Raw genomic sequence first — 26290 nt, 5'->3', positions numbered from 1 at the left:
ATACCTAAAAATTAATATCTTGGTCGTCATGACTTCCATATTTAATAAATCTGCCTGGCTACACTTAAGAATCCCTTTTTCATTTTTCCTGATGCCAGTATTTTTATTTGCACTTGCTGTTTCTTCTAATGTAAGCATTCAAAATGCACTAATTGTTTTTATCTGCTTACATATTTTTCTATATCCTGCCAGCAATGGCTATAATAGCTATTTTGATAAAGATGAAGGGAGCATTGGAAGTCTTAAAAACCCTCCAAAAGTTAATAAAGGCTTGTATTATTTGTCTCTAATTTTTGACTTCATTGCTTTGCTCTTAGCTGCATACAATATCGCCTTTCTTTTAATGATTTTAGTTTATGGACTTGTTTCAAAAGCATATAGCCATCCTCTTATTCGACTAAAGAAATACCCATTTGGAAGCTGGTTAATAGCAGGATTTTTTCAGGGAGCTTTTACTTTTATGATGTCGTACATCGGTATAAACGATATTCACTTTTTTGCAGCATTAGATAAAGAATTATTACTGGCAGCAATACTCACCTCTGTTATGCTTTGGGGTTCTTACCCAATGACTCAAATTTATCAGCACGAAGAGGATTATGAACGAGGAGACATAACTCTTAGCTATAAATTAGGAATACTTGGAACCTTTCATTTTGTTGGGTTGGTTTTCAGCTTGTCGTCATTAGGGTTCGTTTGGTACTTCAATAGCTATTTTAACTTGACTGTAGTTTCTATTTATCTGATAATGATGGCTCCGGTCATTGGCTATTTTTCTTACTGGTATTTTAAAGTAAGAAAGGATAAACAAGCTGCCGATTTCGATCATACCATGAAACTCAATTTTATTTCCGCCTCTTGCCTAAATATATTTTTTATATACCTTTTCCTCTGCTAAAACGGCTGGCCATGAGTGTTTTTCACTATAAAATTGGCCAATGGCTTAAAGTTTAATAAGCTCAAAGCAAAGTTTGATTGAAACGTAGCTCCGAACAACTTTTGAATGGTTCTGCCAACAGCCAACCTGGTTCTAAAGTGGTGGTTCCAACGTTTGGAATAGTTCATTTCTAATGTACCTCTATCCTTATGGTTTGTGAAATAATTAATTACCTCCTCAGATACAATTTTTGCAGAATGAATGGCCATTGCCATTCCATTGCCACACAGTGGTGTAATCATTCCCGCAGCATCTCCACACATTAAAATATGGTTTTCAACGGGCTGTTTTGTTTCAAATGATATTTCATTGATTACCTGAGGAGCATCAAATAAAAAATCCGCATTGTCAAATACATCTTTAAGCTTTGGATTTTGGCACAGAATATCCTGCTCCATTTTCTCAATATTTCGATACTCTTTAAGGTTTGATCGATGAGACAGATAACATAAATTATACTTTCCTCCTTCTATTGCACTTAATCCACAATATCCGCCAGCAAAATTGTGCAGTGAAACTTTGTTTGTTGGGTAATCATACTTGATATGATATTTAACTCCAACATAAGGGGAAGGGCGGAGCATAAATGACCGAGTTAGTTTTTTATCTAACACTGAACGCTTACCAAAAGCACCTATTACCAACTCCGACCTGATACTCATTTCTTTTGTTTTTACACAAAATTCCTTTCCGGAAAAGAAGATATCTTCTACCTGGTCGTGAATGACATTCACTCCTTTATCCAAGGCTATTTGATAAAGGTATTGGTCAAAGGCATATCTGCTAATACCAAAACCCCCCAGATCGAGTTGAATGGTTTTAGACTTACCAGCAATTGATGTTAATTCAAATTCTGATATGCTACTTGGGTTAAGCTCTTCCGGCATAATTCCTAAACTCAAAAGAAAAGGCTTAACCTCATTCGAGATGTATTCGCCACATACCCTGTGAAAAGGAAATTGCTTCTTTTCGATTAGTATAACATCTAACCCAGATTTTTTTAGCATGATGGCGGTTACCAAACCGGCTAAACCGGCACCAATGATTACAATTTGATTTTTTGTTGAATCTCTAGTCAAAACTTACATAAAAATTACACGTTTAATACAATAGTAGTCCTCAATAGTAGTTAAATTACATAGAAATAAATTGTCCATGGAAGCGCTTAGTCAAAATCAACCTTCGTCACCAATTAATGTATTTTTAATAGGTAACAACCCAATAGAGTTAAGTTCTGTTTATACACAACTTAAACAAATAAAATCGAGCGTAGTTAACGCGGAAATAGGTTTTGAGTTAAGTGGTTTATTTAGGAAAATTCGAAAGTTCAAGCCTTCTTGTATCTTAATTGATGATAATGTAGAAAAAATTAAGATTAAAAAAATTCTAAAAAAGCTTACTCAAAATAGCGATACGCGTGATATTCCGATTACTGTATTAAAAAACTCAAACTATAGTGAGGGTTATAGTGAGGCCCAAGATTACTTGCTTAAAGAAAACCTTACTTCGGAAAAACTGTCTCGATCCATTTTAAACTCCATTCGGTTTAAAAAGATGCACCTATACATGATTAAGAAGTATAGAAAGAATAAATCGAGGTTACTTGATTTGGTTAAATTTTAAATCTGACTTTTCAACCGGAACCTGGCAGAGTAGTGAACCTGGCCTCTTGCTACTTCTATTCTCACTTTCTTGTTTTCGCGAGAGTTCAACATTCCATTGATCAGCTCCAGATTCAATCTTGACTTATCAATATTATCTACAGAAATGATTTGATCCCCGACTTGAAAGCCCGCTTTTTCCCCAGCAGAGCCCGGTCTAATTTCAACTATTTCAAATGTATTTAATCGGCTGCCTTTTGCTTTTACAATAATGCCACTCAAATTATAAGTGAAGTCCGACTTAAACTTTCTCCCTTTTTTTAAATAAATCTTCTCTTCAGGAAAATCGAAAATTACTTTAAAGCGCGTAAGAATGCCTCCACCGATAGATCCATGTCTAAAAACATTTGATCCTTTTAAACTATCGAGCAAATCATTGCCATCAGGAAAAGTGGCAAGAGGGTTCTTCCAGGACCTATTCCCAATTTCTAACTTTTCAATTCTTGCTATTTTACCATACATGTCACCTGCTAACCCTCTTCCTAAATTGGTTCTAAGGTTTTTCTCCGGGACGAATAATTTTTCATCAGAGTCTGTATCTAACAATAAACCATGGCTGGCTCCAGAATCAACCATTAATTTCAAATTTATAGGCTCCTGATTTTCGTACTGGATCGTTCCGGTTAAGTATGGTTTGGTATCTTCCACTGAAAGGTCCAATTCATCATATTTTCTACTCGGATGAAAATACTCCGGAGTAGTTAACATCAACATTTTGTTGTCGTAATCTACCTTTACAACAAATCGGCTAAATATCTCATAACCTAAAACACCATGTACATCTGTGCCGAGGTAGTTACGTAATTCCAGATAATCTTCTTCCAACACAAGCATGGCGTGGCCTGTTCCCTTCACACCCGGTAAAGTCAATGAAACGCCATTCGTAATGTATGCCTCTATTCCTTCATCGACATCATCTCCAATTCCTGCAATGGTATATTTTTTGGAATAAGATAAATTAAGTATATCGGTATAGGCTTTTTCGGTTAGAATGGTAGTACGAACCCCTGTATCCAGAATAAATTTTAAAGGAAGTTGATTGTTCAGGATAACCGGTACTACGATTAGGTTATTGTAAAGTTCAAAAGGTATACGTACACGCTTCTGGTCATTGATAAACCTAAACCCAAGAGTTTGTGCGTTTAATTGAACGAATCCAATAAACAGAGTTATAAGTAATAAAAAAGCCTTTCTATCCACAAAAGAAGTATACGTAAGTTTTTCCTTTTTAAACACCTACAACATTATTTCTTTTAATGATGATAACAATAACCCATTCTGGGTGATATGTGATTGATGTTATATTTTACTTCTTAACAGGCTGTTATTCTGACCGTTAGAACTTTCTAATTGCGCCAGCAGCTCTTTTGGTTGATTATCGAATTGTATCAAATTACTGTTCTCAACAGAAATAAATTTCTCCTTATTCATTTTTCCTATAAATTCCTGTAAATGATTATAATAGCCATTCACGTTTAATACACCAATGGGCTTGTTCATTAAATTAAGCTGTACCCAAGTTGTAATCTCTGCCAATTCTTCGAGTGTTCCAAAACCTCCGGGCATTGCAATGAATGCATCCGCCAGTTCTGCCATTTTCATCTTTCTTTGATGCATTGAATCCACTACTATTAGTTCTGTCAACCCAGTATGGCCCACTTCCCTTTGCTGCAAGAATTCCGGAATTACTCCTATTACTTCTCCTCCGCACTTAATAACCGTATCAGCAATTACCCCCATTAATCCAACATTTCCGCCTCCATATACAAGTCGATATTTTTTCTGTGCTAATAATTCTCCTAATTCAATGGCTGAATTTTTATAGGCTGGCGAATTGCCAAAACTCGAACCGCAAAAAACACAGATATTCTTCATAAGTTTAACTAAGTTATGGTTCGTAATTTAATATAAATCCAATGAAATCAAGACAAAACTTTTCCTCTGGAGCCAAATGGGAAGATATTGTTGGTTATTCACGTGCTGTGAGAGTTGGCAATGTTATTGAGACATCCGGTACGGTGTCCATCGTAAATGGGGAACTATATGGCAAAGGAGACCCTTATTTACAAACGAAGAGATGTCTGGAAATAATTGAAGAATATATTCTTAAAGCCGGAGGGCGATTGGAAGATATAATTCGAACCAGAATTTATGTTACTGATATTAGCCTATGGAGCGAAATAGGCAAAGCACATGGAGAATACTTTAAATCAATTAAGCCCGTTACTTCTATGGTAGAAGTTAGTAAACTAATTGACCCAGATTATCTGGTTGAAATTGAAGCTAGTGCTATTGTTCAGTAGAGTTATTTACATCGTGCTTATTATTGCTAAACATTTTGTTAGGAAAAATCTTTGGCGATAATATTGCTAACACGAATAAAACTAATACAACTAATAATGCTGACATCTGTTTAAAGTTTAATTGGAATACAAATATATACGCAAGTTCATCATTATAAAATGATTCATTATAAAATCACCATTTCTGTTTTAATTCTCGGCTGCCTAATGTTGTCGCACAGCGGCATTAGTCAAGATCAAAGTGTAAAAGTTTATAATTCTGATAGTACCATTGTGGGCCAAGGTAAATTGGTTAATGGAAGCAAAGAGGGCCTATGGAGATATTATAATGAAAAGGGAATTGTCATTGAAGAAGGTGAATACGTGGCGAATAAAAAAGATGGAAAATGGAGGTTTTATTATGATGATGGTAACCTAAAGGCCAAAGTTGAATACCGCTCAGGAACCCCATTAGATTATCTGGAATACTACAAAAATGGCTACCATAAAAAGAAGGGTTCGTTCGAAAATGGAAGAAAAAACGGTGTTTGGACAACCTATTATGAAAATGGTATTAGAGAGCGTGTTGAGCAATATGTGAATGGTGCCAAACAAGGTATAGTTCAGGTATACACACCAAATCGGGAGCTGATAATAGAGGCGGAATATAAAGATGACACCACCCATGGCGTTTGGAAAGAATATAATTTGTTCAGGGAATTAATTGTTGAAGGTTATTATTCCAATGGCCTGAAAGATAAAGTCTGGCGGTTTTATTATGATAATGGTAACCTGGAAGAGCAGTTAGTGTACAACAATGGTTTAAAAGAAAACAGCTATCGCAGTTATTTCATTAACGGTAAAGTTCGAATCACCGGTTTTTATGAAAATGACCTTAGAACCGGAAACTGGCGCTTTTTTTATGAAAATGGTCAATTAATGGAGGAAGGTAGCTACAAATTGGGTGATCAACACGGCCAATGGTTTAGCTATCACCCGAATGGAAAAGTAGAATCAATCGGAACTTTTGTAAATGGTTTGGAAGATGGACTTTGGGGCATTTTTCATGAAAATGGATCATTAAAAGTAGAAGAAACATGGCGCTTAGGAGCCATATGGAACATTAGTCCTTACATAACAGAATCTGGAGATACCCTCACTTCTGGCACCTTAAAAGATGGTAACGGAATAAAAATTGATTATTATCCGAATAATAAAATAGAGATTAGTTGCTCATTTAAAGACGGCATTCCGCATGGTGAATGGAAATACTATTTAAGTGACGGTACTCTTGCAGAGTTAGGTCAATTTAATAATGGTGTAAAAACAGGCAAATGGCAGTTTTTTCATAGCAATGGAAATATTGAGTCTGAAGGGGAGTTTAAGGATGGTGAAAAGTCGGGGTTATGGAAATACTATTACCGTGGTGGTAAACTAAAAGAACAAATCAAGCATTAGCACGTCACCTAACACTGGCTAAAGTAGCAATTGTAACCTTGCAGCCAGCATCAATTAAAATTTGAGCACACGCTTCAATGGTTGCGCCAGTGGTAATCACATCATCTACTAACAAAATATGCTTCTTAACTACCGAATCATCAATGACACCAAAAATGGTATTTACATTCTCCCAACGTTGCATTCTTGATTTTGCTGTCTGAGTTTCGGTTGCAATTTTTCTTTCCAAACCATTTAAGTACGGAATTTCTAATACTTGGCTTAGCCCTTTTGCGAATTCAGCACTTTGATTGTAGCCTCTTTTTTTCAATTTCTTAAAGTGCAACGGAACAGGTACGATATAGTCTGGTTTATTAAGGTTAATCACCTCCTTTAATACCGAGGCATATCGCTTGCCTAATTCAACACCCAATTCTGGCCTGTTTTCATATTTTAAGTGGTGAATAAGGTTTTGGGCAATACCATCTTTTTGAAAATAAAAGTAAGACCAGGCATTCTCAACCTGAATTTTACCATCGAACTTTCTTTTAATAAAATTATCATGTTCTAAATGTGTATTGGTTTTTGCTGCCTCTGAAATACAATGAGCACAAACGAGTCGCTCTTGTTTATATAATGAACGATTACAGCCAAGGCAAAAGTTGGGGAAAAACAACGAAATAAAATCTTCCAGTATTCTCAATGCTTTGGAATATCTTTGTTTGCTTATATAATCGCTAAAATATGGAACTAGTAAATGATTTTAATGAATACAGGGCTAAAATGAATGAGCGCATTTTAGGTGCTGACAATAAAGTAATCAAACGAATATTTAATTTAGATACCAATGCTTTTGCAGATGGAGCGTTAGACAGTAAAACAAAAGAACTTTTGGGTTTAACTTGTTCAATGGTATTACGGTGTGACGATTGCGTAAAATATCATCTGGGTAAATGTTATGAAATGAAGTTCACAGACGAGCAAATTTTTGAAGCGTTTGCCATTGCAAACCTTATTGGTGGAACAATTGTTATTCCCCACCTAAGAAGAGCAACAGAATATTGGGATAGTCTAAAGTTATCATGATTAAAAAAGATCTCGAGCTTGAAAGAAAATGGCATGAGCTAAGGTTAAACCTTCAAAAAGTACTCGGTAAACGACCGAAAGATTTGAATGCCATACTTTTTGTAATTGGTGTTCAGGAACTGGGGAAAGGAGTAAAGAATTTTAACAAGGAAGAAAAACAGGATTTAATGCACATTGCCATTTGCAAAGTGTTAAGCTTATCAGGGTTTTATGAACTAGAGGGGTTAGATGAAGATGGTTGGCCACATTGGCGGCCAACTAAAAAGCTTCCCCACTTTGATTTATTGGAACAGGAAAAATTACTCAAAATGCATGTAATCGAGTATTTTGAAAGTGAAGTTCAGTTATTTTAAATGTTAAACCTGAACTTGACGGATACCTAATTCGTATCAACTAATCAGTAAAGAAATTATACTATTGAGTGAGAAAGAGAAAATAATACGGTCGGAGATAGAATCCTTCAAAAGAAAAAAGATCATCAGCCTGGTCTTTAAGGGTACTATAATTTCTTTTTCTATTTTGATTTCACTTTTTATTCTTTTTAATACCCTTGAATTCTCTTTTCAATTTGGAGTAAGTGTAAGAAGCCTTCTCTTTTTCACATTTATACTGTCATGTGTTTTATTGGTGTTTGTTTACATTGTTAAGCCTGCTATCAAGCTATTCAATTTAAATAAGGCTATTAAAGACGATGATGCAGCTAAATCAATAGGAAACACTTTTCCCGAAATAAGAGATAAGTTATTGAATATCATACAGTTACAATCTAATTCGAGTAACTCTCTTGCTGTAGCAGGTGTCAATCAAAAAATAAATCAACTTCCTGATGTCAGGTTCTCAGAAGCAGTCTCCAATACAGAAAACGTCAAATCCCTTCCTTGGCTCCTTTTTCCTTTGGGTATTCTACTTCTGATCATTTTATCTAAACCTGAAATTATTACACAAAGCTCAAAGCGTATCAGTCAATTCAATACTGAATTTATACCCCAAGCTCCTTTCAACTTTGTTTTAGACGGTAGCAACCTACAAGCCTTTAAAAATGATGATTATCTATTATCAGTGAAGTTAGAAGGGAGTAGTATTCCTACATCTGTGTATGTAAATGATGGAGAAAGAAAATTGAAAATGGCTTCCGTAGGAAACGGCTTGTTTCAATACACCTTCAATAAAATACAACATTCCAAGTCTATACAGTTTGAAGCGGCCGGCTACTACTCAAAAACGTACGAGCTCAACGTTTTAAGCAGGCCTGACTTAAAAGCATTCAATATATATTTAAACTACCCCAAATATTTAAGTAAGAAGTCCGAACTTTTATCAAATGTAGGAAGTGTTCAGGTGCCTGAAGGTACTAACCTGAAATGGCAATTAAGTACTTCATCTGCAGATTCCGTTACCATTAATTTTAACAGCAGTGATAAGTCACTTGCATTACAACAGGTTGATGATCAGATATTTGAGGCTGCTAAAACAGCTAAAGAGTCGGAAGAATATACCATTAGCTTAAAAAATGCGAATAGCAATAACAGAGATGTTATTAACTATAGAATCGATGTTATTAAGGATCAATATCCGAAAATAGAAACCAATATTTATCAGGATACTCTCTTATTTTCAGTAATAGGTCTAGGTGGTAATATTTCTGACGACTATGGCCTAAGGAGACTCAATCTTTACTACTCAATTGATGAATCTAATTTCATGGCTGTACCCATTCCAATTGACATCAAACAAAATAGTCAACGCTTTTACTATACCTGGAATGTAGACTCTCTACTTTCTGAGGGCCAGGAGGTTAGCTACTATTTACAAGTGTGGGATAATGATGGCTTCAATGGAAGCAAGTCCACCAAAACAGGTGTATTCAAGTTTAATGTTCCATCGAAGTCTGAAATAAAAAGTGAAGTAGATAAGGTGGCCGAACAAACAAAAAGTGATATCGATAAGACCTTAAAGGATGCGAAAGAATTAAAAGAGCAATTAGATGAAGCCGAAAGAAGAGTAAAAGGAAAAAAGGAGCTTAACTGGCAAGACAATAAATTAATTAAAGATTTGATTGAAAAAAGGGAACAGCTTGATAAAGCTATTAATGAATTAAAAGAACAAAATAGAAATAATGAGTTAAAACGTGAGCGCTTTACACCGCAAGACAAACGGGTTCAAGAAAAAGTAGAGCAACTTCAAAACTTAATGGATGATCTTCTCGATGAAGAAACCAAAAAATTATATGATGAGTTAAAGAGACTTTTGGAAGAGCAAGAAGATCTCGAAGGTATTCAGGAGATGATCGAAAAGATTAATAACAAGGAAACAAACCTTGAACAAGAGCTCGAACGTACTTTGGAACTTTTCAAGAAGATGAAATTAGAGCACGACCTAAACGAGACCATCAATGAATTGAAGGAACAAATTGACGATCAGGAAAGCCTTATACGTGAAACACAGCGGCCGGAAGATCAGGAAGAGAAAAAATCCGGCAAGCAGCAGCGTTTGGAAGAAAAAAATCAATATGATAATAATAAGTTAGAAAATAATTCATCTCAGGAATTAAAAGAAAAACAAGAGCAATTACAAGAAGAGTTTTCACAATTAGAGGAGAAATTAGAAGATATAAAAAAGCAGAATCAATCGCTAAAAAATCCGGAATCTTTACCTGAAACAGGTGATGAACAAAATTTGATTAAGGAAAACCAACAAAAAAGCAAGGAGTTTCTAGAGAACAATCAGCAAGATCAGTCAAGGCAAAAACAACAAAAAGCAAAAGAAGCGATGGAGGAAATGGCAGCAAAGCTGGAACAAATGCAAGCAAGTATGGAGATGCAGGCCATGCAGGAAAACCTTGAAGACCTAAGAGCCATTGTTCATAATCTTATTAAACTTTCTTTCGATCAGGAAGAATTGATGGCAGAATTTCAGGAAGTACGACAAAGTGATCCAAAGTTTGTTGAGCTATCTCAAAAACAGTTAAAGTTGAAAGACGATTCTCAAATTGTACAAGATAGTTTATTGGCTTTAGCAAATCGTGTATTTCAAATTGCCTCATTTGTTACCAGAGAAGTTACAGAAATGAATGAGCGTATGGATAAGTCGGTAGAATATATAAGAGAGAGAAAGAAACCACAAGCGGTGGCTGAACAGCAATTTGCCATGACTTCCATGAACAATCTGGCATTGTTACTTGATGATGTGCTTCAACAAATGCAAAACGCTATGGCTGATGCCATGGGTAAACCTCAGAAAAAACCTGGTCAGCCCAAGACTCCTTCTTTAAGTGAATTACAACAACAGCTGAATAACAAGATTGAAGAACTTAAAGGGAGTGGCAAAAAAGGACGTCAGCTTTCCGAAGAACTGGCAGAAATGGCCGCGCAGCAAGAAAGAATACGAAAAGCATTAGAAGAAGCACAGCAAAAAGCTGGGCAAATGGAAGGAGTCAATAAGCCCGGTGACGGAATTGCTGAAAAAATGGAAGAAACTGAAAAAGATTTGGTAAACAAGCAATTAACAGAAGAAACCATACGCAGACAGAAAGAAATACTTACAAGACTCCTCGAATCTGAAGAAGCACTAAGAGAGCAAGAGCTCGATCAAAAGCGTAAGGGAGAAACAGCTAATGATTATGAAAAGGTCATCCCAGATGCCTTTGAAAATTATTTCAAATTAAAAGAGCAAGAAATTGAGCTTTTAAAAACAATTCCTCCTAAATTATACCCCTATTATAAGGATGAGGTAAATGAGTATTTCAAACGAATTGGAAACACTACAGATAACATCAAATCAGAATGAACTCAATTAAAATACAGGTACCATCACTCACTGAGAACATCAGAATGATTGAAAGCTTTATCGATAATGCAAAAGATAAGTTTCAATTAAACGATGACATTTATGGTAACATTATGATTGCCGTTACAGAAGCCGTAAATAATGCCATCAAACACGGTAACAAAAACGACAAACAAAAGAATGTGACGCTCACATTACTTCTTGAGGACGGTAGAATCAATTTCAATGTTGAGGATGAGGGTAGTGGATTTGACTTTCAAAACCTTCCAGACCCTACCGCTCCTGAAAATCTCGAAAAGCCTGGTGGGCGTGGCATCTTTCTTATGAAGCATCTGGCAGATGAAGTAACCTTCGAAGAAGAAGGAAAAGTAGTAAGGTTGGGTTTTTACATCAGCTAAATGGCCATTCACTTTTTTAATGAAGATGTTCCTCAACCCATTGAGAATTCAAAAATCGTTACTTCCTGGCTTAAAAAAATCATAAGTGAAAATGAATTTGAACTCGAAGAATTGAACTACATCTTTTGTTCAGACGAGTACTTGCACTCCATAAATGTTTCCTATTTAGAACATGATGATTACACCGATATCATTACGTTCGATAATTCGGAGATTAAAAATACCATTGAAGGCGACATTTTTATCAGTACAGAAAGAGTAACTGAAAATGCCAATTCATTTAAAGTCTCCTTTCAGGAAGAACTTCATCGCGTAATGGCTCATGGCCTGCTGCACCTTTTAGGCTATGCAGATAAAACAGAATCTCAAAAGACCGAGATGCGAAAAAAAGAAGATGCTTGCCTATCTTTGTTCTCCGAAATAAAATAGATGTTCCACGTGGAACATCTAGTGAATACAAAATGTTAATGTTCCACGTGGAACACTTATAATAATATGTTTGATAAATACGATGTTATAGTAGTAGGGGCAGGACATGCCGGTTGCGAAGCTGCACATGCGGCAGCAACCATGGGTTCTAAAGTTTTGGTAGTAACTATGAACATGAACACCATTGCGCAAATGTCTTGTAATCCTGCAATGGGTGGAATAGCTAAAGGACAAATAGTTAGAGAAATAGATGCACTAGGCGGAATGTCAGGAATTATTTCTGACAAATCTATGATTCAATTTCGCATGCTCAACAAATCAAAAGGTCCTGCCATGTGGAGTCCACGTACACAAAATGATAGAATGCGTTTTGCTGAAGAATGGAGATTAGCTTTGGAACACAATCCCAACGTAGACTTCTGGCAGGAAATGGCCACAGGTATCATCGTAGAAAACGGAAAAGTAACAGGAGTCACCACTTCTTTAGGTCTAGAAATAAAGGCAAAAGCTGTTGTACTAACTAATGGAACATTCCTGAATGGTCTCATTCATATTGGTGAAAAACAGTTTGGCGGTGGCAGAACTGGCGAGAGAGCAGCTACTGGAATAACCGAACAGCTAGTTCAATTAGGTTTTGAGTCAGGAAGAATGAAAACAGGTACGCCACCTCGAGTAGATGCACGTAGCTTAGACTTCTCCAAAATGGAAGAACAGAAAGGTGACGAAGTGCCAGGTAAGTTTTCATATTCAGATACCAAACCTTTATCCGAACAAAGAAGTTGTCACATCACGTATACGAACAATACTGTTCACGAGATTCTACAAACAGGCTTTGACAAGTCTCCTATGTTCAATGGTAGAATCCAGGGTGTTGGCCCTAGATATTGCCCTTCTATAGAAGATAAGATAAACAGATTCGCTGAACGCGATAGACATCAAATTTTCGTTGAGCCAGAAGGTTGGAACACCGTTGAAATATATGTGAATGGATTTTCAACTTCTCTACCTGAAGATGTCCAACATAAAGCACTCATTCAAATACCTGGGTTTGAGAAAGCCAAAATGTTTAGGCCCGGTTACGCTATAGAGTATGATTATTTTCCACCTACACAACTAAGCCTTACACTAGAAACCAAGCTGGTGCAAAACCTTTATTTTGCTGGACAGATAAATGGAACTACTGGATATGAAGAGGCAGCATGCCAGGGACTGGTAGCCGGTATTAACGCACACAATAAAATTAATGATAAAGATGAGTTTGTCTTAAAAAGATCAGAAGCTTATATCGGTGTATTGATAGATGATCTAATTAATAAAGGTACTGAAGAGCCTTACCGAATGTTTACATCTCGTGCAGAATTCAGAATTTTATTAAGACAAGACAATGCTGACATTCGCTTAACTGAAAAAGGGCATAGTATCGGATTGGCATCTGATGATCGACTGGAAAAACTATTTGACAAGAAAAATGATTTGAACAGGCTAATCAATGACCTTAACCAAAAACGAATCGAACCCGATGAATCAAATGGAGCTCTTTCCGAATTAAATACTGCTACACTCAAACAGAGGGTTCCGGTAATAAACCTATTAAGACGACCAGAAGTAGGCATCAATGATTTAGCCAAATTAAATCAAGAATTGAATGCTTATATCTCTGAATATCAAGAAGATACACTTTTTCAAGCAGAAGTTTCTGTTAAGTATGAGACCTACATCGAAAAAGAAAGGCAACTTGCGGAAAAAATGGAATCTTTAGAAAATAAAAAGATACGCGACAACTTTGACTACACAGAAATTAAAGCTCTATCCGCAGAAGCTATGCAAAAGCTTATTAAAATAAAGCCCAAAACAATTGGCCAGGCCAGTAGAATAAGCGGTGTTTCTCCATCAGACATTTCTATATTAATGGTATATCTTTCAAGATAGTATGTTTGAGAAATTAGAGTGCTGTCCCGTTTGTCAGTCAGCCAAGTTTACTAACCACATCATATGTAAAGACTACACTGTTAGTGATGAGTCGTTCGTGATAGTTCAATGCGATGCCTGCTCATTTCTTTTTACCAATCCCAGACCTACAGTAGAAAGTATATCTACTTATTATGAAAGCGAAGAATATATTTCTCATTCTAATAGAAGTAAAAGTATTATTGATTTCCTCTATAAAATCATTCGCAAATTCTCATTAAAGAAAAAGGTTCAACTCATTGAAAACTATTCAACTGAGAAAACACTATTGGATTATGGTTGTGGTACGGGTCATTTTTTAGAGGCTGCGCTAACCAAAGGATGGAACGTAACCGGTGTTGAGCCTAGTGCCTCTGCACAAACAATAGAATCTGTTAAATCGAATATTCACTCATCAATTGATCAAGTTGATGAGAATCAAAAATTTAATATTATTACTTTATGGCATGTGCTAGAACATGTACATGATCTCAATAGTATAATCGATAAACTAAAACATCATCTAACAGATAGGGGAAAACTAATTATAGCCGTACCTAATCCTGAGAGCTATGATGCCCAATACTTCAAAGAATATTGGGCTGCATACGATGTTCCGAGGCATCTCTATCATTTTACAAAAGATACTTTCCGAACACTGCTCAAAAAACACCAACTAAAACTTGAAGAAACAAAACCTATGCTCTTCGACTCGTTTTATGTTTCTTTGCTCAGCAATAGCTACAAATACAACTCAAAAAAATTCATTAATTCTTTCATAACAGGCTATAAATCAAACCGTTATGGAAAAATAACAAACGAATATTCCAGTCATATTTATATAGTATCCAAAAAATGAGGAGGTACCTGCCGTTAGTAATATTATTTCTTGCCAGCTGTGCAAATCAAACCGCCCCAACAGGAGGCCCAAAAGATCAGGATCCACCAAACCTTGTTAGCTCGAACCCGAAGAATAAAAGCATCAATGTTAAAACCAAAGAAATTGAATTAGTATTTGATGAGTATGTTAAACTCAACAAAGCTGATGATCAGATTATTATATCACCGCAGACGGAAATAGAAAAAAAATATAAGATTAGAAAAGATAAGGTCTATATCGAATTTGATGAATACCTACCCGACAGTACAACCTACACTATCAACTTTAGAGAGGGCATTCAAGATCTTACTGAAGGAAATAGTCCTGAAGATTTAAAGCTGGCATTTAGTACTGGTAGTTATCTTGACTCACTATTTATTAAAGGATCGGTTAAGGATATTCTTACGGATAAACCCGGTAGTAATTATTCTCTATTTCTCTACAACGCTCAAGACACTCTAAACATCTTTGAAGACAAACCCCTATACTTTACCAAAGCAAGCGACAAAGGAATCTACAAATTTGAAAATATAAAAAACGGTAACTATAATATTTATGCCGTATCTGATAAAAACAAAAACCTGAAATTAGAATTGGATGAAGAATCGCATGGATTTATAGAGAGTACCATTAAACTCGATAGTTCTATTTCTAAAATTGACATAATTACCACTTCAACAAATGCCAAACCTCTGGCATTGATTAGTGCAAGACAAAACGGTACTATATTCGAAATCAAGTACAATAAAAACATTATTGATTATTCACTCATCAACACGGATACCATAGAATTATATTCAAACTTCACTGATGAAAATCAAACCAACATCCAGATATTTAATAATAACATTACTCTGGACAGCACAGAAACATATGTCATTGCCACCGATAGTCTAGGCACCCAGTCCTTAGACACAATCATGGTAAAGTTTGAAGAAACCGTAAGACAACCCAAAGAATTCAATTCAAAAATCAACTTAGAAAAAGTATACCAATCAGATGGATTATTGAAAGGATCTATATCATTTAACAAACCCATTATCAGCTATAACTTCGATAGCATTTATCTTTTTCTAGACTCACTAAATCTCATCAAACTAGATACTTCTAATTATTTGAAAGCGAATAAGTACCTAGACCGATTTGATCTTGAATATACCATCAATAAAAGTCTCTTTGAGTCAAAAGAAACAGAACAAGAACAAGTTTCAACCAACCGTTCAGATTCTGTTAAAAGAACCCCACCACCTAAACCCCACTTATATGTAGGTCATGGCGCCTTTGTTTCGGTAGATTCAGATTCAACAAATCAACAACAAAGTAATTTAGCCTTTGCACAACTATCCAATACAGGAACACTACTAGTTGAAATTAATACTGAAGAGACGGATTTCATTGTGCAACTACTTACGCCTCAATTTAAAATTGTCCAGGAAAAACAGAACGTTCATATATTTTCATTTGATAAGGTTAACCCTGGCGATTATCTAGTAAGAGTCCTAGTTGACAAGAACAAAAATGGCAGATGGGATCCAGGTAATATAAATCTCAACATTCTACCAGAACCAGTTGTATTCTACACTAACGATGAAGACAATAAGCAACTTACTATAAGAGCTAACTGGGAATTAGGTCCAAATATCATCACTTTTTAGTGTGGATAAATACGGGATAACCTGTTTACAGGTATGACCTATATACATACTTTACATCAGATCAATATTCAACAAACAACTAGCTGTATTCTGTAAACAAATTTTGATCAAATACCCACACTTTCTTAACAACGTAAACCCATAAATATTTTATCAACAAAAACACCATGTTATCCACTAATGGTACTTAAGCCATTTATAATCAATAACTTACAAAATAATTTTATGTTAATAATTAATATAGTCTTCAACTTCTTACCAACAATCTACATAACCAAATAAACTCTTGATTAATTATCCACGTATCCACATAGTAATAATTAATAATAGTTTTTAATTTATAATATATATATAATATTGCTCTGTGGGTATTGTGAATAAAACTTCAAAAACGATTTTATTATTACTGTTTGTAGCGACTAATATTCTTGCGCAGCAAACCACCGAAATTCAATTGGCCAACGAGTATTATGGACAGGGTGAATATGAAAAGGCACGCACACTATACGAGGATCTCGCCAAAGACTTTAATAATATCACACTCATTCATAACAACTACTATTTCTTGTTACTGGAAACGGCCAATTATAATGATGCAGAAAAGTATATCAAGAAGTTAATAAAACGATTTCCCGAAAATCTCTATTATAAATTAGATCTAGGTTTATTAATTTTTACGGAAGAAGGTGAAAATCAATCTGACATTTATTTTAAAAATGTCATTGATGATATTAAATACGATAATTATCTCGTCAGCATCACAGCCGATTATTTTGTAAACAAAAAATTGACACAATATGCTGTTTTAACATTTACGGAAGGACGAACCGCTTTGAATAATCCTTACTTGTTCTCACTGGAGCTTGCGAATATTTATCGTATCATGAACGAGAAGGATAAAATGGTTGAAGAATATCTAAACTATGTTATTCAAAATCCGGCTAATCTCAGTTCAGTAAAAAACACGCTCCAAACTTTGTTGAACAAACCGGATGAGTTGCAAAGTTTAGAACGACTTTTATATGATAAAATCCAGCAAAACCCACAAAGTGAAGTTTATTCGGAGCTTCTTATATGGGTAAATCTCCAGCAGAAAAATTTCTATGGGGCATTTCTGCAAGCAAGAGCAATTGATAAAAGATTAAGATCAGAAGGAAGCCGCACATTGAACATTGGTATGATTGCCTTGAATAACAATGATTATAACAATGCGATAAAAATTTTCAGCTATTTGATTCAAAACTACCCTGGCTCGAATAATTATCTTCTGGCTAAAATGTATTTGATCCGATCTTATGAGCAACGTGTAAGGAATACTTACCCCATTGATGAAAGAGAAATAAGAAATCTGGTGAATGATTATAATGAATTTATCAAGGAGTTAGGAGTTAGTAGAAACACGTTAGAAGCACTAAGGAACAAGGCACTGCTACATGCATTTTATTTAGATGAAAAGGATTCAGCTATAGCTATACTTGAAAAAATTGTTGAAACACCACGCGCTAACCCCGAAATTAAGTCGAAATCAAAATTAGATTTAGGTGATATTTATTTACTCAAAGGAGAATCGTGGGAGTCTTCTCTCTTGTATTCTCAGGTGGAAAAATCGAATAAAGAAGATGATCTTGGCTATATAGCAAAATTAAAAAATGCCAAATTATCATACTATAAAGGAAATTTTAAATTGGCTGAAGAACATCTGGATATTTTAAAAGAAGCAACCACCCGGGAAATTGCGAATGATGCCATGGCATTAAGTCTTCTTATTAAAGATAATACAGTATTAGATACTTCAGATGTAGCACTACAAGAGTATGCCAACATAGAATTGCTACTTTTTCAGCATAAAACGGAACAAGCAAAACTTAAGATCGATTCCATGCTCACTAATTTTCCAAACCATTCACTTACAGATGAACTCCTCTGGCTAAAAGCTGATTTGCTAAAAAAAGAAGGAAAATTTACTGAATCAATTTCTTTGCTCGACAGAATAGTGGAGCAGTATGGATCTGATATACTAAGTGACGATGCTTATTTTTCAATTGCTGATATTTATGACCGACAGCTTAACGAAAAGGAACGGGCTATGGAATACTACAGAAATTTTTTAACGAAGTATCCGGGCAGTGTTTTTATTGCTGAAGCTCGCAAAAGATTCAGAGAACTTCGTGGCGATTTCGATGCCCGCGAGCAGCTTGTTAACTAGATGTAATACGATCTCTAGTTTTTTTGTTAATTTAATCTCCAAAATAATTTATCATGGAGATAAACCGTCTGTTCGATACACTCGACTATCAACTCGAAGAATGCCCGCTTGATGATTCATTAGCCAATAAGGTTGATGGAAAGTGGCAAACAATATCAACCCAAGAGTTTAAAGAATTAGTGAACCAACTCAGTGCTGGGCTTATCAATAAAGAAGTACAAAAAGACGATAAAGTCGGAATAGTATCCTTCAACAGGCCAGAATGGGTAATTACAGATTTTGCTGTTACGCAAATAGGAGCAATTGGTGTACCCATGTATCCTAACTCAACACCAGGTGATTATGCATTTATAATTAATGATGCTTCCATTAAGAGAGTCTTTTGTGGTGACGTTGAAATCTGCGAGAAAATTGAAAGTGTAAAAGACAAACTAAATCAACCGGTTGAACTTTACTGCTTCGATGAAAATCAAAAATTCGAATTCTGGAAGAACTTATTCAAACAGCCCGGCCAATCCGATATAGACGAGATCAATGCCAGAAGGGATTCAATTAAAACAGAAGATCTGGCCACAATAATTTATACCTCCGGAACCACAGGTAATCCTAAAGGAGTAATGTTAAGCCATAAAAACATACTCTCTAATTCTGCATCTGTAGAAGAAATTTTTCCAAACGTGGAGAAAGGATATCGTACGTTAAGTTTCCTGCCACTGTGCCACATATTTGAGCGAACAGGATTATATACCTATATGCGTTTGGGCGTAAGTATTTATTATGCCGAGAGTATGGATACCATTGGTGAAAACTTAAAAGAAGTAAAGCCCCAGTTTTTCGCCACGGTGCCACGATTACTTGAAAAAGTATATGATAAAATTGTTGCCAAAGGCTATTCACTCACAGGTATAAAAAAACAGCTCTTCTTTTGGGCACTTCAATTGGGTGATAAGTATGAGCCCAATAAATCACATAGTTTTATATATAAATTAAAACTGGCAATAGCCAACAAACTAATATTTAGTAAGTGGCGTGAAGCTCTCGGTGGCAATGTTCAGTTTATAGTTTCTGGAGCGGCAGCACTTCAACCCAGATTGGCTCGAGTTTTTTGGTCGGCACAAATAAAAATTTTGGAGGCCTACGGCCTCACAGAAACGTCCCCCGGAATTAGCTTTACACGAGACGACCCTAAAGATGTTAGGATAGGTTGTGTAGGTCCACTGCTACCGAGAGTTGAAGTGAAGTTTGGGGAAGATGGCGAAATATTGGCCAAAGGACCAAGCGTAATGATGGGCTATTTCAATCGACCAGATGCCACAGCCGAAGTGTTAGATAGTGATGGCTGGTTTCATACGGGTGACATTGGTGAAATGGTGGAAGGTAGATATTTGAAAATCACCGATCGTAAAAAAGAAATTTTTAAAACTTCTGGAGGAAAATACATCGCGCCTCAGTTAATTGAAAATAAGTTTAAAGAATCTACACTCATTGAACAGGTGATGGTAATAGGTGAAGGGGAGAAATTTCCATCTGCCTTAGTCGTACCTGCTTTTGAAGTACTTCGCGATTGGTGCGAGATTAAAAAAATCAATTATACTACCGATATAGAAATGATTGCACATGAGCGTGTTTTGAAGAAATTTCAAAAAGAGGTAGATAGGTTGAATAAATCATTTGCTCAATATGAGAAAATCAAAAAAATTAAATTATTACCTACTTCATGGACTATTGAATCGGGCGAGCTTACGCCTACGCTTAAATTGAAAAGAAAAGTAATTCTTTCAAAATATCAGGCTGATATAGATTCACTATACGCTTAAGTAATGATTATTGGAATTGGTGGCGTAAGCAGGTCAGGTAAAACAACATTGGCCAAGTTATTACAAGACCAACTCGGGGAAAAAAATGTTAAGATTATTTCGCAGGATGATTTTGCATTGGATAAAGCAGAGTTACCCACCTTTCATGGCATGACCGATTGGGAGCATCCTAACGGTATAAACTTCGACAGTCTAAGGAAAACCGTTTTACAAGAATCTAAAAAATATCCCTACCTAATTACTGAAGGCTTTTTAATTTATCACGATGATGAATTGAGATCATTAATTGACTTCAAAATCTTTATTGATATTAATGAAGCTACTTTTCTGAATCGCAAGATGAAAGACGACCGATGGGGAAAAACACCCATCATTTATGTGTCGCACATATGGGATAGCTATCTGAAATACGGAAAAATAAGTGATCAAGGGATTGACCTCAAGCTAGATGGAACAAAACCTTTTGATGGTACAATTATTATTTCCGAAATAATAAAATCAGAGTAATCCTACCATTCATAAAAATATCCTGTTTATATCGCAGGCTTATTTTTAACTTTCCAAAAACCAAATATTCTTAAAATGAATTTTAAAAAGCTTACAACTTACCTAACTATTGTGAGCGCTGTTGCCTGGACAGCGTGTTCTCAAAGTTCTCAACCTGAGGAAGAAGAATTTACGACAGACAATGTGCTGTTAAAAGAGTGGTCGGGCCCTTACGGTGGATTGCCGGCCTTTGATCAAATGAATTTGGATAGTTTAAAGCCCGCTTTAACAGAGGGTATGAGACTAAACCTGCAAGAGATTGATAAAATTGCCAATAACCCAGAGCCTCCAACTTTTGAAAACACAATTGTAGCGTTAGAAAGTACTGGAGACGCACTCAATAGAGTGTTTGTTTATTATGGCATTTGGAGTAGCAATATGTCAAGTCCTGAGTTCCGTGAAATTCAAGCAGAAATGGCTCCAGTTATTTCTGAATTCAGTTCAAAAATTACACAAAACGAAAAACTGTTTCAGAGAGTAAAAGCAGTTTATGAACAAACTCAAAAAGAGCCTAGGTCTCCCGAAGAACAAAGACTTGTTCAGCTGACTTATGAAGGGTATGCGATGAACGGAGCTGACTTAGACGAAGAGTCTAAGAAGCGTTATGCAGAAATTAATAAAGAGCTCTCTTCGCTGTATACAAAATTTGCAAGTAATGTCTTGGCAGATGAAGAATCGTACGAAACATTTTTAACAAAAGATCAGCTTGGTGGTCTTTCAGAGTCTTATATAAATTCAGCTGCAAAAGCTGCTGCTGATAGAGGAAAAGAAGGAATGTATGCTGTAATTAATACACGTTCATCGATGGACCCTTTCTTAACTTATTCTACAGAAAGAGATCTGAGAGAAAAAGTGTGGCGTAACTACTATTCTCGTGGTGATAATGGTGGTGAACACGACAACAATCAGATTATTGCCGACATTTTGAAATTGAGAGATGAGCGCGTTGCATTGTTAGGACATGATAATTATGCAGAATGGAGACTTCAAAACAGAATGGCTAAAAAACCGGAAAATGCGATGCAAATGATGGAGTCTGTTTGGCCGGCAGCTATAGCAAGAGTAGATGAAGAGGTTGCTGACATGCAAGCCATTGCTGATAAAAATGGTGATAACATTACCATCGAACCTTGGGACTATAGATATTATGCCGAGAAAGTGAGACAGGATAAATATGATTTAGATTCTGATGAAGTAAAACAATACCTGCAACTTGATAAGTTGAGAGAAGCGATGTTCTTTGTAGCGGGCGAATTGTTCAATTTCAAATTCACTCCCGTACCGGAAGGTACAGTTCCTGTTTATCAGGAAGATGTAAAGGTTTGGGAAGTTACGGACAAAACTTCTGGTGAACATATCGGCCTGTGGTATTTAGATCCATTTGCCAGACAAGGAAAAAGATCAGGTGCCTGGGCAAACTCTTACAGAAGCCACACTACATTTGAAGGGAAAGAAACTGTACTCGTTTCAAATAATTCAAATTTCGTAAAACCGGCACCTGGCGATGCAGTACTTGTTTCGTGGGATGATGCCAATACTTTCTTCCATGAATTTGGTCATGCACTTCATGCATTGTCTTCTAATGTAGAGTACCCAACATTAAATGGAGGAGTGAGAGATTATACGGAGTTTCAATCTCAACTTTTAGAAAGATGGTTGTCGACTGATGAAGTAACTAACAATTATTTGGTACACCATAAAACTGGCGAGGCTATGCCTCAGGAATTAATTGCAAAAATTAATAAGGCCTCTACCTTCAATCAGGGCTTTGCAACTACAGAATATTTAGCTTCTGCACTCATGGATATGTATTATCATACTACTGATCCGGAAGGCATTGATCCTGATGCATTTGAAAAAGAAACATTGGCTAAATTAAATATGCCAGATGAACTAGTAATGCGTCACAGGTCACCACATTTTGGGCACGTGTTTTCTGGTGAAGGATACGCTGCCGCTTATTATGGTTATATGTGGGCAGATGTATTAACGTCAGATGCAGCCGAAGCATTTAAAGAAGCTCCGGGTGGATTCTATGACAAAGAAGTTGCAGAGAAATTGGTAAAATATTTATTTGCTCCAAGAAACTCAATGGATCCTGCTGAAGCGTATAGAAAGTTCAGAGGTCGCGATGCTAAAATTGAAGCATTAATGCGTGATAGAGGTTTTCCAGTGAAGTAATTAATTTAATTTTAAGTAAAACCCTGACGAGCACCGTTAGGGTTTTTTTATAACTAGTTGATAGAGAGCGCTGTGTAATTCACATAATAATAACTTAATTATTACTTAATCAAATGCAGAAATCTTAGAGGGCATTTTACCTGTTATTTTGAATCCTAACGAATACAAATATGAAAACCTGGATTCAAAAACTGCCAATAAGATTTAAACTACTCTTTGCTTTTGGCTCTATACTTCTAATGTCAGTCTGGATTATCTCTGTAGGCATTTCCAGTATCCAGAATATAATTTCATACAATGAATTATCTGAAAGAATAAATGGGCTGAACGTAGCAGCACTCAAAATGTCGCGTGATATCCAGGAGTTTTCTGATCGAGGCTTTAAAAACGTAGAATTTTTAAAAACGAATGAAAGTGAATGGCTAAACTCCTACAATAAGGAATATGCATTTATTCAAAGTGAACTTGAGGACATTGACAGTCACGATTACTTTACTCGCCAAATAAATAAAAGGCAATTAGATTCAATTTCCAGTAAGCTGGTCGCCTATGATAAAAATGTCAAAAGTCTAATTCTTACTTTCTCTGAACGAGGGTTTCAGGATTATGGTGTTGAGGGAAAACTAAGAAAAGCCATTCATGATGTTGAAGACTCTAACTACCCCTACGACAAAGCAAGCATGCTGATGCTTCGCAGACACGAAAAAGATTTTTTCTTAAGGAAGGATTTAAAATATAAAAACCGATTTAACGATCAAATAGAAAAACTTACAATACAGGTTGACTCCATGAATCTGGAAGAAGGGAAAAGTGAGATTAAAAATAGTATCAAAAAGTACCAATCACAGTTCAACTATATAATCGAACTGGAGTCCAAAATAGGTCTGGATTCTGAGAGTGGATTATTGGGAGCGATTAATAGCAATTTTGAATCGTTTGAAAATGTGCTATCAAACTTAACACAATCAGTAAAATCGAAAAATCAAGAAATGGTGCAACACTCATTGATTACCCTATTTGCACTGCTTACACTTCAGATTATTGTAGGGTTAATATTGGTTATTTTTTATGCAAATCTTCTTACTAAGGCAATTAATGAAATAAAATCTGCCTTAGTAAGTCTTTCCAAAGGGTCTTTTCCAGAAAATATGGTTGTTCGCACAAAAGATGAAATCGCTTATGCAAAACACGCGCTTAATAACCTGGTTGAAAGAATTAAAGCTGCCGTTCAGTTTGCTCAGGATCTTGGAAAGGGTAATTTGAATATCGAATACAAAGACGAGTTTAAAGAAGACGTTTTGGCTACAGCCATAATAAAAATGAAAAGTCAGTTGGTTGAGGCGGATAAACAACAAAGAAGTATTAACTGGTTAAATGAAGGAATGGCCAAGTTCTCTGAAATTTTAAAAAACAACACCAATAATATTTCAGAGTTAGGTGATGAGATTATTTCTCAGCTTGTAAATTATCTTGGCGTTAATCAAGGGGCGATATATGTTATCAATGAAGATGAAAATTGCCTTGAATCGGTGGCTACTTACGCTTACAATAAAAAGAAATATGAACATAAAAAGATACAAATTGGTCAGGGTCTGGTAGGTCAGTCTGTACTGGAAAAATCTTATATTCTACTAAAAGAAGTTCCAGAAGATTATATCAAAATCACATCAGGCCTGGGTGAGGCAACGGCAAGAAATGTAATTATCGTTCCGCTTATGATCAACGATGAGGCGATGGGCGTTATTGAGTTAGCTTCTTTTCAGCTCTTTTCAGAGTTGGAAATTAAATTTATTAACAGAGTATCTGAAAGCATAGCCAATATTTTATCTAGCAAAAAAATAGCTGAAAGGACATTAAAATTACTGGACGAGGCTCAGGAGAAGGCAGTGGCACTTAGTGCACAGGATGAAGAATTGCGACAAAACTCAGAAGAGCTTCAGGCCACGCAAGAGGAAATGGAGCGACAGCGAACGGAACTTTTGAAAGAGGTAGAGCGATTGGAAAATGAGTTGGGCAAATCGGAAATACAAATTTCAGATCTAAGAAATAGGCTAACTCAAAAAGAGAAGGAACACCTGTTTGAATAAATTATTGATCTTCCTTCAAAACCATTTCATTTTTTGACAAATCTTTTTAGCTTGTAAGTTAATTCAAACTTACACTCCTATGAAGTACTTACTTTTTATTGTCTCAGTTGGTATCCTGTCAGCATGTAGCTCTGCCCCTAAAGAAGAGGTTAGTGAAGAGCTAAAGTCCAATACAGAAAGTGTAGAGGCCGCAACAGAAGAATTAGATCAAACTACTGATGACCTTGAGAAACAAATGGAGAAAACCACTCAGGAAGTAGACAGCCTTTTAAAGGATATTTAAACCCAACCTCTGGTAATCATGAAAAAGTTAACCTACATACTATTAACTCTTGTTCTTTGCGTAACAATTTTAGAGTCCTCGGCTCAAGGAAATTCTGATAAAGCGAAAGAGAAAAAAGAGCAAGCTCAAAAGAATAAAGAAAACAAAGGGAAAGGAAAGGAGAAAGATAAAAACAGTAATGAGTCTGACAGTCTGGATTCAGAAGAGAAGGGAAAGAAAATGAAGGAGGAGAAGGTGAAAGACAAAGACCCAAAAGAAGATAAGGAGGAAAGTGAAGAAGGGGAGGAAAATGATGGGAATGCCTACGGAAAAAATAAAGGTGAACTAAGCGGTAAAGAATTTGGCCAAGCCAGGGCGGCAGAGGCTCGTGCTAAAGCCGAGGCAGAAGTGAAAGAATCCGAAGAGAAAGTGGCTTTAGCGGAGCAAACTTTACAAGAAACTCAAACAAAAATAGAAGTGGCCAAGCAAAAAGTTGAGGAGCAGAAACAAGCAGGCGATGTTGTTGATGAGGCAATTAAAGTAAAAGAGGAGAAAATAGCTCAGGCTGAAAAGGTAGCACGAGATTTAGAAGAAAAAATAAGATTGGAAAAAGAAAAATTGGAAAGAGCCAAAGCTGCACTTGAAAAATTAGGAACGGAGTTTAAACATTAAACATTGTCTGCTGTTTAGTTA

General features: G+C 35.9%; 23 protein-coding genes. 19 read left to right on the top strand and 4 right to left on the bottom strand.

The features are described 5' to 3' along the window. The first annotated feature begins 28 nt into the window (after positions 1-28). Entirely contained in the window at positions 29-898 is an 870-nt protein-coding gene (locus JR347_RS03480; protein ID WP_317192611.1) for a UbiA family prenyltransferase, read from the top strand. On the opposite strand, the gene JR347_RS03475 is transcribed toward JR347_RS03480, so the two are convergent. Continuing rightward, positions 895-2016 carry an NAD(P)/FAD-dependent oxidoreductase gene (locus JR347_RS03475; protein ID WP_205722664.1) on the bottom strand — a complete coding sequence of 374 codons (1122 nt, stop codon included), beginning with the start codon at positions 2014-2016 and terminating at the stop codon, positions 895-897. The two genes, JR347_RS03480 and JR347_RS03475, sit on opposite strands and share 4 nt — an antisense overlap. Before the next feature lie 76 nt (positions 2017-2092). Between JR347_RS03475 and JR347_RS03470 the strand changes: the two genes are divergently transcribed. Beyond that, on the top strand, positions 2093-2560 hold the full coding sequence (locus JR347_RS03470) for a hypothetical protein (protein WP_205722663.1): 468 nt from the start codon (positions 2093-2095) through the stop codon (positions 2558-2560). Here JR347_RS03470 and JR347_RS03465 read toward each other — a convergent pair. Together JR347_RS03465 and JR347_RS03460 are read right to left on the bottom strand one after the other, a co-directional pair. Further along, positions 2557-3834: an aspartyl protease family protein gene (locus tag JR347_RS03465; RefSeq protein WP_205722662.1), complete on the bottom strand. Its 1278-nt coding sequence runs from the start codon at positions 3832-3834 to the stop codon at positions 2557-2559. The two genes, JR347_RS03470 and JR347_RS03465, sit on opposite strands and share 4 nt — an antisense overlap. Before the next feature lie 63 nt (positions 3835-3897). Next, on the bottom strand, positions 3898-4473 hold the full coding sequence (locus tag JR347_RS03460; RefSeq protein WP_205722661.1) for an LOG family protein: 576 nt from the start codon (positions 4471-4473) through the stop codon (positions 3898-3900). A 41-nt stretch (positions 4474-4514) separates the two neighbouring features. On the opposite strand from JR347_RS03460, the gene JR347_RS03455 reads away from it, so the two are divergent. Further along, positions 4515-4901 (top strand): RidA family protein, encoded by a 387-nt coding sequence (locus JR347_RS03455; protein ID WP_205722660.1) that lies wholly within the window; start codon positions 4515-4517, stop codon positions 4899-4901. Between the two features lie 159 nt (positions 4902-5060). Then, positions 5061-6338, top strand: a complete 1278-nt coding sequence (locus tag JR347_RS03450) for a toxin-antitoxin system YwqK family antitoxin (protein ID WP_205722659.1) — start codon at positions 5061-5063, stop codon at positions 6336-6338. Between the two features lie 4 nt (positions 6339-6342). Here the strand turns inward: JR347_RS03450 and JR347_RS03445 are convergent, their stop codons facing one another. Further along, positions 6343-7020: a ComF family protein gene (locus JR347_RS03445; RefSeq protein ID WP_205722658.1), complete on the bottom strand. Its 678-nt coding sequence runs from the start codon at positions 7018-7020 to the stop codon at positions 6343-6345. A 41-nt stretch (positions 7021-7061) separates the two neighbouring features. Between JR347_RS03445 and JR347_RS03440 the strand changes: the two genes are divergently transcribed. The 15 genes from JR347_RS03440 to JR347_RS03370 all read left to right on the top strand — a co-directional run bounded on the left by JR347_RS03440 (position 7062) and on the right by JR347_RS03370 (position 26269). Continuing rightward, complete coding sequence (locus tag JR347_RS03440; protein ID WP_205722657.1) at positions 7062-7403, top strand: carboxymuconolactone decarboxylase family protein; 342 nt, start codon at positions 7062-7064, stop codon at positions 7401-7403. Continuing rightward, positions 7400-7756 (top strand): hypothetical protein, encoded by a 357-nt coding sequence (locus JR347_RS03435; RefSeq protein WP_205722656.1) that lies wholly within the window; start codon positions 7400-7402, stop codon positions 7754-7756. The genes JR347_RS03440 and JR347_RS03435 overlap by 4 nt, the downstream gene beginning before the upstream one ends. A 64-nt stretch (positions 7757-7820) precedes the next feature. Beyond that, positions 7821-11189 carry a DUF4175 family protein gene (locus JR347_RS03430; RefSeq protein WP_235689745.1) on the top strand — a complete coding sequence of 1123 codons (3369 nt, stop codon included), beginning with the start codon at positions 7821-7823 and terminating at the stop codon, positions 11187-11189. Then, complete coding sequence (locus JR347_RS03425) at positions 11186-11587, top strand: ATP-binding protein (RefSeq protein WP_205722655.1); 402 nt, start codon at positions 11186-11188, stop codon at positions 11585-11587. Before JR347_RS03430 ends, JR347_RS03425 begins: the two co-directional genes overlap by 4 nt. After that, positions 11588-12016 (top strand): rRNA maturation RNase YbeY, encoded by a 429-nt coding sequence (ybeY, locus tag JR347_RS03420; RefSeq protein ID WP_205722654.1) that lies wholly within the window; start codon positions 11588-11590, stop codon positions 12014-12016. A 66-nt stretch (positions 12017-12082) separates the two neighbouring features. Further along, complete coding sequence (gene mnmG, locus JR347_RS03415) at positions 12083-13945, top strand: tRNA uridine-5-carboxymethylaminomethyl(34) synthesis enzyme MnmG (RefSeq protein ID WP_205722653.1); 1863 nt, start codon at positions 12083-12085, stop codon at positions 13943-13945. Between the two features lies 1 nt (position 13946). Continuing rightward, a complete protein-coding gene (locus JR347_RS03410) occupies positions 13947-14822 on the top strand; it encodes a class I SAM-dependent methyltransferase (RefSeq protein ID WP_205722652.1) in 876 nt (291 codons plus the stop codon). Then, positions 14819-16498: an Ig-like domain-containing protein gene (locus JR347_RS03405; protein ID WP_205722651.1), complete on the top strand. Its 1680-nt coding sequence runs from the start codon at positions 14819-14821 to the stop codon at positions 16496-16498. The genes JR347_RS03410 and JR347_RS03405 overlap by 4 nt, the downstream gene beginning before the upstream one ends. Positions 16499-16871: 373 nt before the next feature. After that, complete coding sequence (locus JR347_RS03400; protein WP_235689744.1) at positions 16872-18704, top strand: tetratricopeptide repeat protein; 1833 nt, start codon at positions 16872-16874, stop codon at positions 18702-18704. Between the two features lie 53 nt (positions 18705-18757). Continuing rightward, positions 18758-20521, top strand: coding sequence for an AMP-dependent synthetase/ligase (locus tag JR347_RS03395; RefSeq protein WP_205722649.1), 1764 nt, complete (start codon positions 18758-18760; stop codon positions 20519-20521). Between the two features lie 3 nt (positions 20522-20524). Continuing rightward, on the top strand, positions 20525-21028 hold the full coding sequence (locus JR347_RS03390; RefSeq protein WP_205722648.1) for a nucleoside/nucleotide kinase family protein: 504 nt from the start codon (positions 20525-20527) through the stop codon (positions 21026-21028). A gap of 75 nt (positions 21029-21103) precedes the next feature. Continuing rightward, positions 21104-23248 (top strand): M3 family metallopeptidase, encoded by a 2145-nt coding sequence (locus tag JR347_RS03385; RefSeq protein WP_205722647.1) that lies wholly within the window; start codon positions 21104-21106, stop codon positions 23246-23248. Positions 23249-23418: 170 nt separating this feature from the next. Further along, positions 23419-25335 (top strand): GAF domain-containing protein, encoded by a 1917-nt coding sequence (locus tag JR347_RS03380; RefSeq protein WP_205722646.1) that lies wholly within the window; start codon positions 23419-23421, stop codon positions 25333-25335. 79 nt (positions 25336-25414) lie between these two features. Beyond that, positions 25415-25618 carry a hypothetical protein gene (locus JR347_RS03375; protein ID WP_205722645.1) on the top strand — a complete coding sequence of 68 codons (204 nt, stop codon included), beginning with the start codon at positions 25415-25417 and terminating at the stop codon, positions 25616-25618. An 18-nt stretch (positions 25619-25636) separates the two neighbouring features. Next, positions 25637-26269 carry a hypothetical protein gene (locus tag JR347_RS03370; RefSeq protein WP_205722644.1) on the top strand — a complete coding sequence of 211 codons (633 nt, stop codon included), beginning with the start codon at positions 25637-25639 and terminating at the stop codon, positions 26267-26269. Positions 26270-26290 lie beyond the last annotated feature (21 nt).

This window comes from Fulvivirga lutea (assembly GCF_017068455.1).
In the GTDB taxonomy this organism is placed as follows: Bacteria; Bacteroidota; Bacteroidia; order Cytophagales; family Cyclobacteriaceae; genus Fulvivirga; species Fulvivirga lutea.
Note: the sequence above shows the minus strand (reverse complement) of the source record. Positions and strands in the feature narration are given on the sequence as shown.

Coding starts and splice junctions, on each gene's coding strand:
- JR347_RS03480 (WP_317192611.1), top strand. CDS start 29: ATGACTTCCATATTTAATAAATCTGCCTGGCTACACTTAAGAATCCCT.
- JR347_RS03470 (WP_205722663.1), top strand. CDS start 2,093: ATGGAAGCGCTTAGTCAAAATCAACCTTCGTCACCAATTAATGTATTT.
- JR347_RS03460 (WP_205722661.1), bottom strand. CDS start 4,473: ATGAAGAATATCTGTGTTTTTTGCGGTTCGAGTTTTGGCAATTCGCCA.
- JR347_RS03455 (WP_205722660.1), top strand. CDS start 4,515: ATGAAATCAAGACAAAACTTTTCCTCTGGAGCCAAATGGGAAGATATT.
- JR347_RS03450 (WP_205722659.1), top strand. CDS start 5,061: ATGATTCATTATAAAATCACCATTTCTGTTTTAATTCTCGGCTGCCTA.
- JR347_RS03440 (WP_205722657.1), top strand. CDS start 7,062: ATGGAACTAGTAAATGATTTTAATGAATACAGGGCTAAAATGAATGAG.
- JR347_RS03435 (WP_205722656.1), top strand. CDS start 7,400: ATGATTAAAAAAGATCTCGAGCTTGAAAGAAAATGGCATGAGCTAAGG.
- JR347_RS03425 (WP_205722655.1), top strand. CDS start 11,186: ATGAACTCAATTAAAATACAGGTACCATCACTCACTGAGAACATCAGA.
- ybeY (WP_205722654.1), top strand. CDS start 11,588: ATGGCCATTCACTTTTTTAATGAAGATGTTCCTCAACCCATTGAGAAT.
- mnmG (WP_205722653.1), top strand. CDS start 12,083: ATGTTTGATAAATACGATGTTATAGTAGTAGGGGCAGGACATGCCGGT.
- JR347_RS03410 (WP_205722652.1), top strand. CDS start 13,947: ATGTTTGAGAAATTAGAGTGCTGTCCCGTTTGTCAGTCAGCCAAGTTT.
- JR347_RS03405 (WP_205722651.1), top strand. CDS start 14,819: ATGAGGAGGTACCTGCCGTTAGTAATATTATTTCTTGCCAGCTGTGCA.
- JR347_RS03395 (WP_205722649.1), top strand. CDS start 18,758: ATGGAGATAAACCGTCTGTTCGATACACTCGACTATCAACTCGAAGAA.
- JR347_RS03390 (WP_205722648.1), top strand. CDS start 20,525: ATGATTATTGGAATTGGTGGCGTAAGCAGGTCAGGTAAAACAACATTG.
- JR347_RS03385 (WP_205722647.1), top strand. CDS start 21,104: ATGAATTTTAAAAAGCTTACAACTTACCTAACTATTGTGAGCGCTGTT.
- JR347_RS03380 (WP_205722646.1), top strand. CDS start 23,419: ATGAAAACCTGGATTCAAAAACTGCCAATAAGATTTAAACTACTCTTT.
- JR347_RS03375 (WP_205722645.1), top strand. CDS start 25,415: ATGAAGTACTTACTTTTTATTGTCTCAGTTGGTATCCTGTCAGCATGT.
- JR347_RS03370 (WP_205722644.1), top strand. CDS start 25,637: ATGAAAAAGTTAACCTACATACTATTAACTCTTGTTCTTTGCGTAACA.